The 15,071-nt window shown below is 61.2% G+C and carries 15 protein-coding genes, 1 tRNA gene and 1 pseudogene; 6 read left to right on the forward strand and 11 right to left on the reverse strand.

The features are described from left to right. Nucleotides 1-15: 15 nt before the first annotated feature. The 5 genes from ACZ1JC_RS20170 to ACZ1JC_RS20190 form a co-directional block, all read right to left on the reverse strand. Nucleotides 16-993 carry an AAA family ATPase gene (locus ACZ1JC_RS20170; RefSeq protein WP_465138466.1) on the reverse strand — a complete coding sequence of 326 codons (978 nt, stop codon included), beginning with the start codon at nt 991-993 and terminating at the stop codon, nt 16-18. Next, the gene (gene tmk / locus ACZ1JC_RS20175; protein ID WP_465138465.1) at nt 990-1,628 is read right to left on the reverse strand and encodes a dTMP kinase; all 639 of its coding nucleotides are present in this window, start codon (nt 1,626-1,628) and stop codon (nt 990-992) included. Before tmk ends, ACZ1JC_RS20170 begins: the two co-directional genes overlap by 4 nt. Next, entirely contained in the window at nt 1,625-2,662 is a 1,038-nt protein-coding gene (locus tag ACZ1JC_RS20180) for a D-alanyl-D-alanine carboxypeptidase family protein (RefSeq protein WP_465138534.1), read from the reverse strand. Before ACZ1JC_RS20180 ends, tmk begins: the two co-directional genes overlap by 4 nt. A gap of 190 nt (nt 2,663-2,852) precedes the next feature. Further along, nucleotides 2,853-3,842, reverse strand: a complete 990-nt coding sequence (locus ACZ1JC_RS20185) for an SPOR domain-containing protein (RefSeq protein ID WP_465138464.1) — start codon at nt 3,840-3,842, stop codon at nt 2,853-2,855. Further along, complete coding sequence (locus tag ACZ1JC_RS20190; RefSeq protein ID WP_465138533.1) at nt 3,826-4,794, reverse strand: lytic murein transglycosylase; 969 nt, start codon at nt 4,792-4,794, stop codon at nt 3,826-3,828. Before ACZ1JC_RS20190 ends, ACZ1JC_RS20185 begins: the two co-directional genes overlap by 17 nt. Nucleotides 4,795-5,061: 267 nt before the next feature. Here ACZ1JC_RS20190 and ACZ1JC_RS20195 point away from each other — a divergent pair. Next, a tRNA-Ser gene (locus tag ACZ1JC_RS20195) sits at nt 5,062-5,151 on the forward strand. Nucleotides 5,152-5,398: 247 nt separating this feature from the next. Here ACZ1JC_RS20195 and ACZ1JC_RS20200 read toward each other — a convergent pair. Genes ACZ1JC_RS20200 through ACZ1JC_RS20210 form a run of 3 tightly spaced genes read right to left on the reverse strand, consistent with a single transcriptional unit; the run spans nt 5,399 to nt 7,632 of the window. Beyond that, the gene (locus ACZ1JC_RS20200; protein WP_465138463.1) at nt 5,399-6,835 is read right to left on the reverse strand and encodes a hypothetical protein; all 1,437 of its coding nucleotides are present in this window, start codon (nt 6,833-6,835) and stop codon (nt 5,399-5,401) included. Further along, nucleotides 6,832-7,398, reverse strand: a complete 567-nt coding sequence (locus ACZ1JC_RS20205) for a TetR/AcrR family transcriptional regulator (RefSeq protein WP_465138462.1) — start codon at nt 7,396-7,398, stop codon at nt 6,832-6,834. Before ACZ1JC_RS20205 ends, ACZ1JC_RS20200 begins: the two co-directional genes overlap by 4 nt. 54 nt (nt 7,399-7,452) lie before the next feature. Then, nucleotides 7,453-7,632 (reverse strand): hypothetical protein, encoded by a 180-nt coding sequence (locus ACZ1JC_RS20210; protein WP_465138461.1) that lies wholly within the window; start codon nt 7,630-7,632, stop codon nt 7,453-7,455. Nucleotides 7,633-7,933: 301 nt separating this feature from the next. On the opposite strand from ACZ1JC_RS20210, the gene ACZ1JC_RS20215 reads away from it, so the two are divergent. Both ACZ1JC_RS20215 and ACZ1JC_RS20220 read left to right on the forward strand, forming a co-directional pair. Next, nucleotides 7,934-9,262 (forward strand): surface lipoprotein assembly modifier, encoded by a 1,329-nt coding sequence (locus tag ACZ1JC_RS20215; protein ID WP_465138460.1) that lies wholly within the window; start codon nt 7,934-7,936, stop codon nt 9,260-9,262. 38 nt (nt 9,263-9,300) lie between these two features. Beyond that, nucleotides 9,301-11,085 carry a transferrin-binding protein-like solute binding protein gene (locus ACZ1JC_RS20220; protein ID WP_465138459.1) on the forward strand — a complete coding sequence of 595 codons (1,785 nt, stop codon included), beginning with the start codon at nt 9,301-9,303 and terminating at the stop codon, nt 11,083-11,085. Between the two features lie 563 nt (nt 11,086-11,648). Here the strand turns inward: ACZ1JC_RS20220 and ACZ1JC_RS20225 are convergent. Further along, nucleotides 11,649-12,932, reverse strand: coding sequence for a cystathionine gamma-synthase family protein (locus ACZ1JC_RS20225; protein WP_465138532.1), 1,284 nt, complete (start codon nt 12,930-12,932; stop codon nt 11,649-11,651). Between the two features lie 141 nt (nt 12,933-13,073). Here ACZ1JC_RS20225 and ACZ1JC_RS20230 point away from each other — a divergent pair. The 3 genes and pseudogenes from ACZ1JC_RS20230 to ACZ1JC_RS20240 form a co-directional block, all read left to right on the forward strand. Further along, nucleotides 13,074-13,172 (forward strand): annotated as a pseudogene (locus ACZ1JC_RS20230) (winged helix-turn-helix transcriptional regulator); the annotation flags it as partial. Between the two features lie 36 nt (nt 13,173-13,208). Further along, entirely contained in the window at nt 13,209-13,520 is a 312-nt protein-coding gene (locus ACZ1JC_RS20235) for an Lrp/AsnC family transcriptional regulator (RefSeq protein WP_465138531.1), read from the forward strand. A 73-nt stretch (nt 13,521-13,593) separates the two neighbouring features. Next, nucleotides 13,594-13,995, forward strand: coding sequence for a TonB-dependent receptor domain-containing protein (locus ACZ1JC_RS20240; protein WP_465138458.1), 402 nt, complete (start codon nt 13,594-13,596; stop codon nt 13,993-13,995). A gap of 37 nt (nt 13,996-14,032) precedes the next feature. Here ACZ1JC_RS20240 and ACZ1JC_RS20245 read toward each other — a convergent pair whose 3' ends face one another. Then, nucleotides 14,033-14,743, reverse strand: a complete 711-nt coding sequence (locus tag ACZ1JC_RS20245) for an extensin-like domain-containing protein (protein WP_465138457.1) — start codon at nt 14,741-14,743, stop codon at nt 14,033-14,035. A 41-nt stretch (nt 14,744-14,784) separates the two neighbouring features. Next, complete coding sequence (locus ACZ1JC_RS20250) at nt 14,785-14,982, reverse strand: hypothetical protein (protein WP_465138456.1); 198 nt, start codon at nt 14,980-14,982, stop codon at nt 14,785-14,787. Between the last annotated feature and the right edge of the window lie 89 nt (nt 14,983-15,071).

A 15,071-nucleotide genomic window follows, 5' to 3' on the forward strand; every position in this document is an offset into this window, starting at 1 on the left:
ATTCCTTGCTGGAGTTTACGGGCGAGCCGCCTCTCTAGGCATCGCCGCGGATGCCAGCAAGCCGCCAATTTCCATTATGAGGAGCCCGGCGTCGAAATTGTAGGTCGGCGCCTGCGCGGAAATCCGCATCAGCGCGCCATGCGCCTCGATCAGCGCGAGTTGACCTGCGCGGGATGCCGAGCCCAGTTCGCTGGCTAGTACGGTACGGGCCAGTTCCAGCGCGGCCAGTTGTCGGTTTCGGGTGGGACGCGCGCCCATCTCCTCTGCCAGGGCCCCGCGCAAGTGATAGCTGCGATCGCCTTCGCGCAGAATTCGCAGCATCAGGTTGTGAATGCCAGCAAGGTCGTTTTCTACGAAGCTGAGCGCCATCCCCGGCGAGCCTTGTGCCGCCTTGATCGCCGCCTGACGCGTCAAGGCGTCGGATTCCGGCACGTCCCGGCGGATCACCGCGTCCAGTTCCGCTTCATCGAGCGCAGCGAAGCGCAGGACGCGGCAGCGCGAGCGAACCGTTGGCAACAAGCGGTCGGGCTGGTGCGTAACGAGCAGGAAGAATGTGCCGGCGGGCGGCTCCTCCAGCGCTTTCAGCAGCGCGTTGACCGCACTTTTTTCCAGCTCATCGGCCGGATCTATGACGATGGCGCGGCGGTCGCCCAGCGTGGGTTTGGTCGCAAGGCGGCGGATCATCTCGCGCACCTGATCGACTGAGATGCTGCGCTTGGCCTGCCAGGGTTTGCCTTCCGCCTTCTTCTTGGCTTCATCCTCATTCGCGGGAAGCGCTTCGAGAATGTGAATATCGGGATGCGTAGCAAAGTCGGGCCGCGGTCGGCCGGGTTGGCGCACCAGTTCGGCAGCCGCAGCGCGCGCAAAGGCCCGCTTGCCCAGGCCCCGCTGGCCGGCAAGCAACCACGCGTGGTGCATACGCTCGGACGCGATCGCCGCCAGCCATTCCTGCCACGCCCCGCGCTGGCCGATGAAAGGCAGGTCCTCGTTCAAGCCGCACCTGCCAGCAGCGGCTCAAGCGCGGCCATGGCCAGCGCCGAGGTTTGCTCCGGCGTGCCGTTGCCATCGATCCGGGCAAAGCGCGTCGGCTCGGCATCCGCGATGCGGCCGAAAGCCTCAGCAACGCGGGCGTGATAGGCCGCTTCGCGACCGCCGATCCGGTCGGTTCCATCAACATCACGCCGCGCGAGGCGGGCGGCGGACTCTGCAGGAGACACCACGAAAAGCAGGGTCAGATCGGGCAGTAGTCCCTCGCTGCCGATGGCGTGGAGCGTGCGGATGTCGGCATCGGAAAGGCCGCCTCCGCCCCCCTGATAGGCCCGGCTCGAATCGAGATAGCGGTCGCAGATCACCCATGCCCCACGCTCGATGGCGGGGCGGATCAGCTTTTCGACGTGGTCGGAACGCGCGGCAGCGAACAGCAGCGCTTCGGCGCGCGGGCCCCAGCCTTCACCCTCCGCATGGAGGACAAGGTTGCGAATGGCCTCGGCGCCCTGGGTGCCGCCGGGTTCGCGGGTGATCACCACCTCGATCCCGCGAGCGCGCAGCGCCTCTGCCACAAGCCGTGCCTGGGTGGACTTGCCCGCCCCTTCCCCGCCCTCAAGCGCGATGAATTTTCCCTGCATCATGCGAAAAGATTGATAAACCCGTTCCACAGTCTGTCCAGCGGTCCGCCGACAGCGACATCGCGCGCGGCGTAAAGTGGAACGTGGCCGGGGGCGAGGCCGTCGACCTTGATCTCAAGCTGGCCGACCTCGTCACCCTTGCGGATCGGAGCCTGTAATGGCCCCTTGTAGTGAACCGCCAGCGTAACCTTGCGGTTATCGCCCTTGGGCAGCGTCGCATGGACCTCGCGATTGGCAACCAACGGCACCGAACGGTCAACGCCGCCCTGCACTTGTGCTTCGGTAACGGGTTGCCCCTGATCGAACAGATGGCGCGGCGTCCAGGCGTCAAAGCCCCATTCCAGCAGCGCACGCGCTGCGGCATCGCGCTGCTTCGGCAGCGGCGATGCCGCCAGCACCATGACCAGTCGGCGCCCATCGCGCTCGGCCGTGCCAAGGAAGTTGTAGCCGGCTTCGCGCGTGTACCCGGTCTTGATGCCATCCGCGCCGGGGACGACGCCGACCGTCGGATCATGGCTGCGCATGGCTACGTCACGCCAGAAGTAGTGCTTCACGCCCGAAAATTCGCGATAAAGCGCGGGATGGCGAGTGATCATGGCGTCCGCCAGGCGCACCAGATCGCTGGCGGTGACGTAAGTGTTGCCTTCGTCCATCCAGCCATTCGGCGTGTTGTAGTGGCTGCGCGTCATGCCCAGGCGGCGCGCGGCATCGTTCATCTTTGCGGTCCAGGCCGGAACGCTTCCCGCATATCCCTGCGCCAGCACGATGGCCCCGTCATTCGACGAGGCGGTCATGATGCCGTGCAACAGATCGGTGGTGGTCGGCTGGTCCTTTTCCGTGAGGTACATCGAGGTACCCTTGGCGAACCATTCCTTCGCGGTTTCCGGGCGGACGGAGAAGCGACGGTCCAGCGGCAGCCGGCCGGCATCGATTTCCTCGAACGCGACGAAAGCCGTCATCACCTTTGTCACCGAGGCGGGGAGAAAGGGAACGTCAGGGTGATTCTGGACCAAAACCTGCCCGGAACCGAGGTCCACGAGCAGGCTAACCGGAATGCCTGCAAGCTCCGCAGGCGGCGTCGGAACGGCTGCGTTGGCCGGAACGCCGAGTGCAACAGCAAGTGCAGGAACGAGAAAACGGGCGGACTTACGGAACGACTTCAAGACGCGACTTCTCCCGGCGACCCCTCGCGAAAGGCGGGAACGGAGGTGGATGCGCCCGAAGGTTTCAGTCGGCGCGCTGGATTCGTGCGTCGCTATACCCTGCGGCGCGGGCCTTCTCCAGCGCTGCGGCAGCTTGTGCACCATTTGCGAAGGGACCGAGTCGCACGCGCCAGAACTTGCCGGCAGGTGAAACTTGAGCACCGAGTTGCTTGGCCGCTTTTCGGGCGTTTGCCTCCACGCCAAACATGCCGATCTGCACGACCTGCTGGTCCTTCGTCGCCGTTGCCGTCGAATGCTGGGCCGCAGGCGCAGAGGGCTCCGGCTTCCGTACGGCATCGGCCGCGGGCGCAGGCTTAGGCTTCTGCACTGCCGGAGCGACCGGCCGAGGGGCGGCTTCCAACATCGAGACCGGCTTCGAGGCTGGCGGAACAGCCGAATCGCCTGGCTGCTGGGGAGGCGGCCCCTTGGGCATCGTCGGTGGCGTGGACGGCGGCTGCAGCAGCGGCGATTGTTCGGAAAGCTTGCGCCGCAGAACCTTGAGCAATCCCTCCGGCGTTGCCATGCGTTCCGGTGCATGGTTTCCCGCGCGCAGCAAGGCGCGTTCCACTTCGGGCGGGTTTACGCGGCGCACGCGGATCGCGGCATGAGCGCCGGGTACAATGCCCAGTTGCGCTGCCGCATCGGGGGACAGTTCGGCCAAATCCTCGTTCGCCATGGGACCGCGCTGCGTGATGCGCACCAGGATTGTGCGGCCGCTATCCAGCGCGGTGATCTCGGCATAACTGGGCAAGGGCAGCGTCTTGTGCGCGGCGGTTACGCCGCCCCCCTCGCCCACCACGCCATAACCCACAGCGTCATAATTCAACTGGTCGGAAGGCGTCCACGTCGTCCCGCCGATGGTAAACGGATCGCCGACGATCACCGGATAGTCGGCAGCCGGGCTGTTGGCGGTGTCTGCTGCGGCGGTTCTGTCCTTTGCGGGAGATGCAGTGGGCAATACGGCAAGGGAAATCAGCACCGCCAAAGGCAGTGCATGGTTAACGGGCAATCTCATCTGCAAGCAATCCCACCGACAACGCGTAGTAGTTCGAGCAGTTGTACTGGAGGATCACACGATAATTCCCGGTTAACAGATAGGCCGCCGTACCCGGACCGTCGGGCTGGAAAAGCGAGGCCTGAACCTGATCGCCAATTGGACCAAGTGCGTTCACGCCAAGCGCACGCCATTCGGCCACACTCTTCCACTGCGAGTGCCGCGCATGGACTGCCGTGCAGGTTGGCGCCGAAAGCTTGGACGCATATGCGCTGATCGGAAAACCGGCGGGAATAGAGGCGCGGACGCCCCAGGGCTGTCCTGGCCGCCAGCCGGCATCGCGGAAATAGTTGGCGATGGAGGCCAAGGTGTCGGCCGGGCTGGAGAAAATGTCGCGCGTACCGTTGCCGTCACCATCGGCCGCAAGGCGAAGATAGACGCTGGGCAGGAATTGCGGATAGCCAAAGGCACCCGCCCAGCTTCCCTTCAGCTTGTAGGTCGGCACACCCTGATCGACCATTTTCATCAGCGCGATGAGCTCGTTTTCGAAAAGCTGGCGACGCCGGCCTTCCCACGCCAGCGTGGCCAGCGAACGAGCCAAGTCGAAATCGCCAACATAGCTGCCGTAGTTGGTTTCATGCCCCCAGATCGCGAACAGCATCTTCGCCGGCACGCCGTAACGCTTTTCGATGGCCGGCAGTAGCGCCGCATTCTGCGCATAGCGATCGCGGCCCCGGGCAATGATGCTGGGTCCGACATGCTGGGCGATATAGGGCGCGACGGGCGGCGGTGAACTGCTGCGATTGGGCTGAGCGCTGTCTAGCGAGATAACCCGATCGTTCGGCGTCAGGCCGGTCAGAACCCGAGAGATGGTCTGCTGGCTGATGCCTTCGCGTTTAGCCCGCGCGGCGACAGTCTGCAGATACGCATCGAAAGTTTGCCCGGCGACGCTCTGCACAACGGGCTGAGCCATCAGCGGTGAAAGCGGCAGCAATCCAAGCACCGGTGCAATGGCGACTGCAAGAAACGGGATGCGCAAGGAACGAAGCTTTGAAGAACCAGTCATCGCCTGCAAATCTCGCACAATGCGCTCCGGATGCAAATGGTTGAGGCACCAGAGCCGTGGACAGCCGCCGCAAACGCGCGGCAACCCACCCCAATCGCATTTTCAATGATCTGTGGTTGGCCGCGCGTGGCCCCTTGCAAGCCGCATCGATTGCTCTATGCGCATTGGCCGAACGGACAGGTGGCCGAGTGGTTTAAGGCAGCGGTCTTGAAAACCGCCGTGGGTGCAAGCTCACCGTGGGTTCGAATCCCACCCTGTCCGCCAACGGCCCTTCCCAAGAGATCCCAGGAGTACCGAAAAACCGCTGATTTCTACGGAAAATTCTGGTATAGTTCCTGAAGACCCCGGTTTGTTTTACCGCACATGCCCGCTGAAATCGCTTGCATCCAATATGGACATGCGAAGTCTGGGCGGGACGGCCAGTTTTCGGCCACAGATTCGATTGTCCTCCGTTCATTGGCTGGCATATCCTTGGCTGCAGGCTACAAACTCGCCTTCGCAAGCGTAACGCTCAGGAGGCGTCGTCCTGTTTGGGGTCCTTCGGTTCGCGCCCGCGCGCGATTGCCACGATCGCAAGGAACGATGCTACCGCCAGACACATCCACGCAAAGACATCCCCTATCCTGGCATAGAGCGTCTCGCCGCCCGGGCCTGCGAGGGGCAATTCACCGATCACCACGGTCAGCCCCTCCCCAACCACCTGCTTCGTTATCAGCCGTCCATAGCGGTCATTGAGTGTGAGCAGACCATCCCGCGCGCTTCGCGCGAGCGGTGTCCCTGTCTCGATGGAGCGCAGGATAGCCGGCCTAGCATGCGCCCAGGCATCGCTGCCGAAATCCCATGCAGGTACCGCAAGCATGGCCGGATGGTTGGCCGCTGCATCCTTCCGGATCGTGGCATGAAAATCCATGTCCTTGCAGATTTCCGGCATTATGCCGCCCGGAAGCATGAGGGATCCAGTGCCGGGCGTGAAATATCGGGTCTCCAGGCCGACCACCAGATGCCGCTTGGCGTAAGTCGGATTAGGTGTGGCTGTATCTTTGATGGTGCCGAGCACAGTCACGAGATTGCGCCGCGCGCCCGCGAAATCGCCATTGTATCCAACAAGCGCCACCGCGCCGATGGCGCGCGCTGCGGCGTCTACAGGCGCAAGCGCTGCAGCCCCCCATTGCGGCGCCAGGCGAGCACTGTTTTCAGGCAGCAAGACGAGAGCAACGCGCTTTCCGGCAAGCGCCTCGATTCCTTTCGCATATCGAGCAAATATCAGCCGCGTTCGCGCCTCGTCCAGTTGGCCGGTGTCACCGACGAGGCTGTTGCCCGCCATCAGTGCCACGCGTATCGAACCCTCGCTTTGGTTGGTCGCACGCCATCCCCCGAGACCGGCGTTGAGGGCGAAGATCGAGACTGCTGCAATCAGCCAGGGGACACTGCGCTGCCTGGAACTTTCAGCGAGAGCAGCGGCGACCAGTCCGATCAAGAAAGTCACTGCGGCGAAGCCGCCCAAAGCAGCGGACTGCGCCATCATAGGCATATCGACCTGAGAGTTGGCGGGAGACATTACCGCGCCGCCGGCCGGGGCGAACGAGAGCAGGTAATCGGCTGCCGCAAACCCGGTGGCAAAAGCGAACACACCCGCCATTGCCCCAAGCCGTAAGTGAACGCGCCGTGCAATCATCACTGTCAGCCCGTAAATCAACGCAGGGCCGCACAGTATCTGTGCAAGTACCGCTACGGGCATGATCGAGCCGTATGCGCCCAGCAGGTTGCTCGTTCCAAGCGCATAACTGGCAAAGGCCGCCAGGAAAGTCGCACCCGCTTGCCTTCCAGAAAAGGCGTACCACAGCACCGGAACCGGAGCGATCCAGGCGAGATACCAATGTTCGCCGAGCCCCAGCGACAGGAAAAATCCCGCCGCAGAAAGTAGCGTTGCAACCAGCCAGACGATCATGCCCTGCCCTCCCGTACCTGACTTTCGATCAGACGGCGCATCGTATTTCGGTAGAAGGCCTTAAAGTCCTCGACATCGCCGGAAACTCGCCCTGCCCGATGGAAAGAAATGAGCCCCTGCCCCAGGGCGGCGACCGCAACCATGATCTCACCCGCGCGGTCCGGGCCTGCGAACTCGGCGATCAGACGCATTTGCAGCGATACCGCTGGCGATCCTCCGGCAAGAAAATCATCCGGATATTTGAGCGCCTTGTCGGAATAGACCATGAAAGCCGCGTCAAACCGTGCAGGCGCATCGAGGGCATAGGCGAGGTATGCCTCACCGATTGCCTCGAGCCATTCCCGCGCGGGTCGACTACTGATGGCGTCCACTCTCCTTCGCCATTCGGCTACGCCTTCAGCAACCAAAGCGTCGATCAGCGACTGCCGATTTTCGAAGTGGCGATAGATCGCCATCGGCGTGACACCAACTTCTCCCGCCACCTTGCGCAACGACAGGCCTGCCTCACCAACGGTCTCGAATTGCCGCCAGGCGGCCGAAAGGATGCGCTCTCTCGTCTCCATGTATACACCGTATACCTGCCGGGACATGCAGCGCAATTGGATTGTGTCACCAGATCACATCATCAAGGTAAAGACCGTTGAAGTTTGAGCGAGCTTGGGCTCGCGATTGCCGGCAGCAACCGCCCGGGTCCGGAACGGCAGATTTCCGGTTGAAACGCTGAAATTCTGCAGTTGCGCTTTCGGCAGCGCTGCTGAGCGCCGCATATGACCGGGATGTTGGGGCGGATCGGGCATCAAAAAGATGCTACCCGCAGGTATCCTTTGAGGTTGGCTAGGAAAGCGGACAGGCGGCTTCCAGGATCGCCAAAATCCCGCCGAACGATCGCAATGCGGGCGGTTGTCAACCGGAGGCTTAAGTCGGGTTACAAGGATGAGGTGGGAGACGCCATTCCGGCGATAATGACAATATTTGTCATGAATGCGTTCTGCGGCGAGCCGAAAAGGCACTTTCTAGACAAGCGGCTTCTTCGTCCGCTAAATCGCCCCCAGACAGGGGTGTGACATTCAAATTCAGCGATTGTTGGTGGCAACGGTCTTGGCGGGCCTTGCAACCAGCGTTGGCGCTCAAGTGACAGACAGCCGGAGTGCCTCTGTCGCGGCAGTTGGCGCGCCAAAAACCGCCAGTTCAGGGCTTTCTGCGTCGCAGGTTTTTGCGCTTGCAGAGGAAGCGCTCAGCAAACGCGATTTCGCGACTGCGGAGATGGCTTATCGCGCCCTCAGCCATGATCCGAATCTGGAGATCCGCACGGAAGCGAGATTTCGTCTCGGAATGATGTTGGCTGACCAGCTCAAACGCTATTCAGAAGCCGCCTTCGAGTTTCGCCGGATCCTCGACGACAAGCCCGGCGCCGCACGCGTACGCCTTGAGCTTGCACGAATGCACGCTGCGCTTGGTAATTTCGGAGCGGCGCGGAAGGAATTGCGCGCCGCCGAGGCAGCCGGCCTTCCGCGCGCGGTGGAACAGCTAGTACGCTTTTATTCGCGCGCGCTGGATGCTCGAAAGCCATTCGGCGGCTCCTTCGAACTAGCGCTCGCTCCGGACAGCAACATCAATCGCGCCACGCGATCAGATACGCTGGGCACGGTTATCGGCGACTTCACGCTCGGCAAAGATGCAAAGGCGAAGTCGGGTTTGGGCATAGACGCGCAAGGCCAGGCCTATTCTCGGATCGGCATCGAGCCCGGCGCTGACCTTCTTGTCAGAGTCTCAGGCAGTGCAATGCTTTATGGCGATGCCGACTTCAACGATATTACCACCGGGATTGAGGCCGGTCCGCAATACAACTGGAACGGCAACCAGCTGACCTTTTCGGCAGGCCCAGCATGGCGCTGGTATGGTCGCGATCTCTACAGCGCAAAGGTCGGCGGCTATGTCACTTGGCAGCGCCCGTCCGGCAAACGCAGCCAAGTCCGCATCGACGGAGGCATTGCGCATATTACCAACAAGCAAAATGCCCTCCAGACTGCTGACGACTTCACGCTGTCAGCAGCACTCGACCGCGCTTTCGGTGCGAGGTCAGGGGGAGGCCTTCAGATTGTCGGGTTCCGGGAAGCCGCGCGAGACCCCGGCTATTCTTTGGCCAGCGGCGGGACCTCGATCTACCTGTTCCGTGAGCTTGGCCGCACCACGGTGGTCGGCACGCTGGGATATAGCCACCTGGAAGCCGATAGGCGCCTATTCCTGTATCCTGACCGCCGCATTGAAAACCGGTACAGCGCCAGCATTGCGGCCACGCTGAGGACGTTGCATCTGGGTCGCTTCGCCCCGGTGGTTCGCGTTAAATGGGAGCGAAACCGCTCTTCCATCGAAATTTATGACTACCGCCGCGTGGCCGCTGAATTTGGCATCACGTCGGCGTTTTGAGGGGGCAACTTGTGCGTTCAATCCATTCTTGCAAGCTGATGACGATGACTTCGCTGACAGTGCTCAGCCTGACACTTGCTGCCTGCGGTGGTGGCGGCGCCGGCGGCGTCAATTCCACCCCCTCGCCAACCCCGACTCCTGCGCCAACACCCACACCCACGCCCACGCCCACGCCCACGCCCACTCCTACGCCCACTCCGACTCCAACTCCAACAAAGATAATCGGGCAGCCCACCGTCACATCGCAATTCGTGACGGACGCCAATGTTTCGCAGGCAAAGTACGATGTCGGCCGCATAAAGTCGGCCTCAGGCTCAACCGCCGAAGAAGCAAGCATTGCTTATGACGCCGATACGGGCAGCATGACTATCACTACCGATGGGGATGCGATCATTTTTTTGCCGACAGACTTGCTTGCACCGGCAAGCAATCTCTCCCGATATGAGAAATCCGACGGCAAAAACCTTACGCGTCTAGAGATATTGTGGGGAAATCGATCAGAATGGACCACTGCGCCTGAATACGTCGTGCTGGGACAAGTACTCTCGAAGACAAGCGACGTTACGACGGGGCTGGATGATTTCGAGGCAATGGATTTTGTTTTCGGGTCGCCCAGCGAGGCATCGTCCATCCCCCGAGCGGGCAGTGCCTCATACGCGCTCTCTTTTGTCGGCACTCGCACCTCGAAAGCGACAGACAGCCTCTTGCAAATGTCCGGTTCGGGAACCGCCTTGGTCGATTTCGCAGGGGGATTGGTCGACATTTCCGGCAAGACCTCGTCATACAACTGGCCCAGCGGGGGCATCACAGGTGTTGAAAATCCCGGCGAGGTGAAAGCGCAGGGGAGGATCTCCTCGACTGCAAATCGCTTCACTGGCACGTTCACGGCCACAGCGGGCTCTGCAGACGCATATGCGGGTGATCTCACCGGCTCGTTCTATGGCCCCAAGTCGCAAGAGATTGGTGGAACGCTTTACGGCAACTCCAACCCGCTTTTCTTCAGTCTGGCTTTCGCAGGTTACACCGTAACGGCGACAGGGGTGAACGATACCCTTGCCAACCTGAAAGGCACGACACGGTTCCGAACGGTTGTGGCATCGTCTACTCCAGCCCCCATGAGCAATCCGGTTGGCGAGGCGCTCATCTATGATGCCGATAGCCAGACATACACCTACCTGGGTAATGGCCTGGACACGTTCTCGTTTTCGTTCGGCCCTGAAAACCGCACGCCCGACAAGGATGCGGGCGATCTGCGCAGTTATGGCGCTGCGCTCCGCACTTTTGATGGCAAGGCGCAATATTCGATAGGCGTGTTCGATGGCCGGGCAGACGGCATCGAATTCACGTACGCAAGTTTCATGCGCGTTCTTTCCATCCGAACGGATTTGGATGACAACGTCACGGGGAAGGCCGTCAACTATGTTGGCTTTGGCAATTTCACGCCTGCCGACCAAATGCCGCGAACCGGCAGCGCAACTTACACGGGCCTTCTCTATGGTGACGTCTTCGATGGCACCGGGCCGATTGCTTCCGTAACGGGGCAATCGGAATTGTCCGCTAATTTCGCCACGGGAGCGCTGTCGTCCACTCTGCTGCCCACCCGAGTTAATGCTGATGGCAGTTCGACTGCACTGGGCAGGTATGATTTCAACGGAACAATCGATGCCTATACCGCCGCATTCGTTGCTTTGCGGAATGGGGGCGGCGGCGATCTGACTGGGCGGTTCTATGGAGACAAGGCGCAGGAGTATGCAGCGGTATTTAATATCAACGACCCTGCGGTCGGAAAAATGACGGGCATCAGCATCGGGAAACGGCCTTAAAGCCCCATGTTTTGGCCGCGTGGCAGTGGATACGTCTCTCCATTGCCACGTTGTCACACCCAATATTCGCTGGTGAACACAGCCCTGGATCAATTCGACGCGTTCCTGTTAAGAGATGGGCCCGCAATTCGAAGCGCTCGGACCAGCGAGCCAATCCGCAATTTGCGGCCCACCGTGTTGGCTCTGCCCTACCGACGCTGACTGTCCGGTTTCGGGGTGTCAAACGACGCCGGGAATGACGCCCCGATCTGCCAATCGAAGCCAACGTGCTACGATGGAGAAAGTGATTCGGAAATTCTCGCTACCCAGTAAAATGTGGGCTCGATTTCCTGCAACTAGCCCACCGTCGAGTGGGTACAATGCGGGGTATCGCGAAAGAACGCGATTAAATTTTCTCTTTTAAATCAAGATTTAATTGGTGATTTTGACGAACGCCCTGTGCGCCAAGCGCCCCTCCCAAAAGCCTTAAAAGCGGCGTATTTTCGCCGATTTTTCAGGCATGAACTTATATGATCTCCGACAGGGCGAGGGACGAGCCAGGCAGGCCCGCCCCTCGAAACCGGTCAGGCCGCGTCCAGCGCTTGCGAAAGATCGGCAACGATATCGTCTGCATGCTCGATGCCGATAGACAGGCGGATGGTCGCCTCCAGCACCCCGATGCGATCGCGAACATCCAACGGGACCCCGGAATGCGTCGCGGTGGCGGGATGGCTCGCCAGCGACTCCGTGCCGCCCAGGCTGACCGCCAGCTTGAATATCTGAAGCGCGTTCAGAAAGCGGAAGGCCGCTGGCTGCCCGCCCTGTATATCGAACGAGAACGTGGACCCGGCCCCGCTGCATTGCGCGGCAAAAACCTCCGCAGCTCGCGAACCTTCTGGATAATAGGGCGGATAAGCCACGCCCATCACCTTGGGGTGCGATTGCAGAAATGCCGCCGCCCTCGCTGCATTCGCATTGGCGCGATCCATCCTCAGCCCCAATGTTTCCAGCGAACGGCTCAACATCCAGCAGCTATGCGGATCCAATTGCGTACCGATGGCACTACGCAGCAAACGCACTTCGCGCATCAGGCTTGCCGATCCGAGTGCCGCCCCTGCGACAAGATCGGAATGACCGCCCACGTACTTGGTGAGCGAATAGAGGGAAATATCCGCGCCATGTCGCAGCGGATGCTGGTAGACCGGACCAAGCAGAGTATTGTCGACGACGAGCAGCGGACGGCGCCCTTCTTCATCGGCAAGTTTGTCGCACATGCGCTTCAGAAGCTCGATATCGACCAGGCTGTTGGTCGGGTTTGCGGGCGTTTCGATCAGCACCATCGAAACGCGCCCCAACGTGGCGGCGTGGCGTGCCGCGGCCGCAATGGCTTCTTCGTCAAGTCCATCGGCAAACCCCACCGCCTTGATGCCAAGGTTCGCCAGTGTGCGGGCCAGCAGCGTTTCAGTGCCGCCATAGAGCGGCTGGGAATGCAGGATCACATCGCCGGGTCGCACGAAGGCCAGAATGGTCGTCGTGATCGCAGCCATCCCGGAAGAGAAGACCACGCCGGCCTCCGCGCCTTCGTAGACCGAAAGGCGATCTTCCACGATCTCGCTGTTGGGGTGGTTGAACCGCGAATAGACAAGACCCCGCCCCTGCCCCGGCGGCGGATCCTTGCGGCCTGCGACATAGTCGAAGAAATCCCGGCCCTCTTCCGCCGTTGGGAAAACGAAAGTCGACGTCAGGAATACCGGAGGCTTTACAGCACCTTCCGATAGGAGGGGGTCGTAACCGTAATTCAGCATCAGGGTTTCGGGATGCAGCGCCTGTTCACCAATCCTGGTCTTGCTCTCGCGGGGCGCCGTCATTTCAACTCTCCTGGCAGAATGGTTGGCCTGGCTGGACAAGGCCGGTCTTCGGCAGACTAACAGCAGTTGCGAGGTCAATGTTTGCGAAATCTCGCCTCGAATGCCATCGTTATTGGCAGAAAGTAGCTGAAAGTTGATTTTGTGCCGCAGAAAATTGCTGACTCGGCGGACCGCCGAATTCTTCAGGTCCTTCAATGCGAAGGACGAATCTCGAATGCGGAACTGGCTGAGCGGGTGGGGCTTTCCGCATCGCCCTGCTTGCGGCGCGTACGCCGGATGGAAGAGGCCGGAATCATTCAGGGCTATACTGCCCGCGTGGATCCGGCCGTGGAAGGCTGGTCGATCCGCGCTCTCGTCCTGATACGCCTGTCACGCCAGCATGAGGATGAAATCCTGATGTTCGAGGACGCGGTACGCGGGTGGGACGAAGTGGCCGAATGCCATCTCGTCACCGGCTCTCCAGACTATGTACTGAAAGTCAGGGCTCGCGGGTTGGAGGACTATGAGCAGTTCGTGAAGCAGAAGATCGCCCGCCTTAAATGTGTCGCGTCGATCGAGACGAGTTTCATCATGAGCACGATCAAATGAGAGCGGCGCGACAGCGACAACATCCCTTTGCAGTGTTTATTCCGGGCCGATCAAGTTTGCTGGCGGTGCCGCGATGAGGCTTGGCTGGTTGCAACATGCCAAAGCGGTACCCCGTGAGATCCCCGCTGCTGAACCGATCGCGGATTTCCAAGGCATTCATTCGGTGAACATCAGCCTGCGTTACCAGCATAAGGGCATCTACGTGACGTTGGGTGGTTACCAGATCACCCAACAGAACGTGATGGCGCCCGATCCCGCAGGGACGCTATGCGGCACTTCCACCTGTTTCGTCCAAACCGGCGAGGGCCGCGTGCGCGGGATCGAACTGGAGGCCAAGGCCCGCCTGCCGTTCGGTCTGGCGGTTATCGGCACTACCACCCGCACATTCACGACTTCCCGCAACGCCGCCCCATCTGCCTTGCCATTGGGCGACATCGGTCCAATACGCCCGCCTAAGTCTTTTCTGCTGGAATGAGGCTTGGCGCCATATCGGTTGTCATTCCGCCGGACGGCTAGCGACAGGCTTGCCACCCACCCAAGCGCCTTGCCTGGTCGAGATGCAGATGATCGGCGTGGGCCGCGTTATAGTCGGGCGAAAGCACCGTAGCGAAAGTGTCGCAGGCCCCGTCGCGCACCACGTGCAGGAAGGCGGCATCGTCCACGCCCCCTTTCCAGTCGCGCTTGACCTCGATGCGGCGTCCGTTTTCCAGCACAAAGGCAGAGATGTCGATGGCATTGCCCGTGGCATGCTCGCTCCATGCCCCTCTGTCGCCGTTGCCGATCCGGCGGCAGTTCACGGTTCCCAGATGCTCAATCCGGGCAACGCGGCTGCCGAACATCGCTTTCGCCTGCGGCTCGACGGTATGCCGAAGCCAAAATGCCAAGCCTGCGTCCACCGCACAGGTCGCTTCCACGCGCTGCGGTTTCAGCCTGACGTCGGGCAGCGAGAGAATGCCGCGGTCCTCGCGTCGGCACGCGCCCGAGCCTTCCGGTGGCAGCGGCGCGTTAGGTAATGAGCTTCGTTCCAGAAAGGCGCGGCATTCGGTAGAATCGGCACGCAGCGCCGCCAGCTTGCGATCTGTTGCCCAGCCCGGCTGCTCATCCAACGTAAGCGGCGCCCAGGGATTGTCGCCCGGATGATCATGCAGCCAGTTCAGACCGGCAAGTGCCAGGCAGGCGAATACCAGGAGCGAGACTGTTATGCGGTCTACGGGAAAGGACATGCACCCTCAACGCCGTCCCCGCCGCTTCGCTCCGGCCAGAGCTAATCGAGCAGCGAGAAGATCGCCCAGGCAAGCCCGGTGGCGCCGAGGAACAGCGGCCAGGACCAATAAAGCTCATGCCCTTCGTAAAGTGTGTGAGTGATCGCCAGCATCCCACCGCGCGAGCCTTGGGAACCAATAACCAGCGATACCACCCACGTGAGCAGGAATGCCGGAATCAAGGCTTTGATGATTGCCATGACGGTGCCTGAATTTTTTGCCTATGCCTGGTGCTAGAGGTGCCACCAACTGGTTAATTTGCTCTTACTGCGACACCGCGCCGCCTGTG

The sequence above is a fragment of the Sphingomonas sp. BL-S-28 genome, from assembly GCF_055521515.1.

Bases quoted from the DNA above. Each gene is read 5' to 3' on its own strand.
- tmk (WP_465138465.1), bottom strand. From the start codon at position 1,628: ATGATGCAGGGAAAATTCATCGCGCTTGAGGGCGGGGAAGGGGCGGGC.
- ACZ1JC_RS20185 (WP_465138464.1), bottom strand. From the start codon at position 3,842: ATGAGATTGCCCGTTAACCATGCACTGCCTTTGGCGGTGCTGATTTCC.
- ACZ1JC_RS20190 (WP_465138533.1), bottom strand. From the start codon at position 4,794: ATGGCTCAGCCCGTTGTGCAGAGCGTCGCCGGGCAAACTTTCGATGCG.
- ACZ1JC_RS20200 (WP_465138463.1), bottom strand. From the start codon at position 6,835: ATGATCGTCTGGCTGGTTGCAACGCTACTTTCTGCGGCGGGATTTTTC.
- ACZ1JC_RS20205 (WP_465138462.1), bottom strand. From the start codon at position 7,398: ATGGAGACGAGAGAGCGCATCCTTTCGGCCGCCTGGCGGCAATTCGAG.
- ACZ1JC_RS20210 (WP_465138461.1), bottom strand. From the start codon at position 7,632: ATGCCCGATCCGCCCCAACATCCCGGTCATATGCGGCGCTCAGCAGCG.
- ACZ1JC_RS20220 (WP_465138459.1), top strand. From the start codon at position 9,301: ATGACGATGACTTCGCTGACAGTGCTCAGCCTGACACTTGCTGCCTGC.
- ACZ1JC_RS20225 (WP_465138532.1), bottom strand. From the start codon at position 12,932: ATGACGGCGCCCCGCGAGAGCAAGACCAGGATTGGTGAACAGGCGCTG.
- ACZ1JC_RS20235 (WP_465138531.1), top strand. From the start codon at position 13,209: ATGGAAGAGGCCGGAATCATTCAGGGCTATACTGCCCGCGTGGATCCG.
- ACZ1JC_RS20240 (WP_465138458.1), top strand. From the start codon at position 13,594: ATGAGGCTTGGCTGGTTGCAACATGCCAAAGCGGTACCCCGTGAGATC.
- ACZ1JC_RS20245 (WP_465138457.1), bottom strand. From the start codon at position 14,743: ATGTCCTTTCCCGTAGACCGCATAACAGTCTCGCTCCTGGTATTCGCC.
- ACZ1JC_RS20250 (WP_465138456.1), bottom strand. From the start codon at position 14,982: ATGGCAATCATCAAAGCCTTGATTCCGGCATTCCTGCTCACGTGGGTG.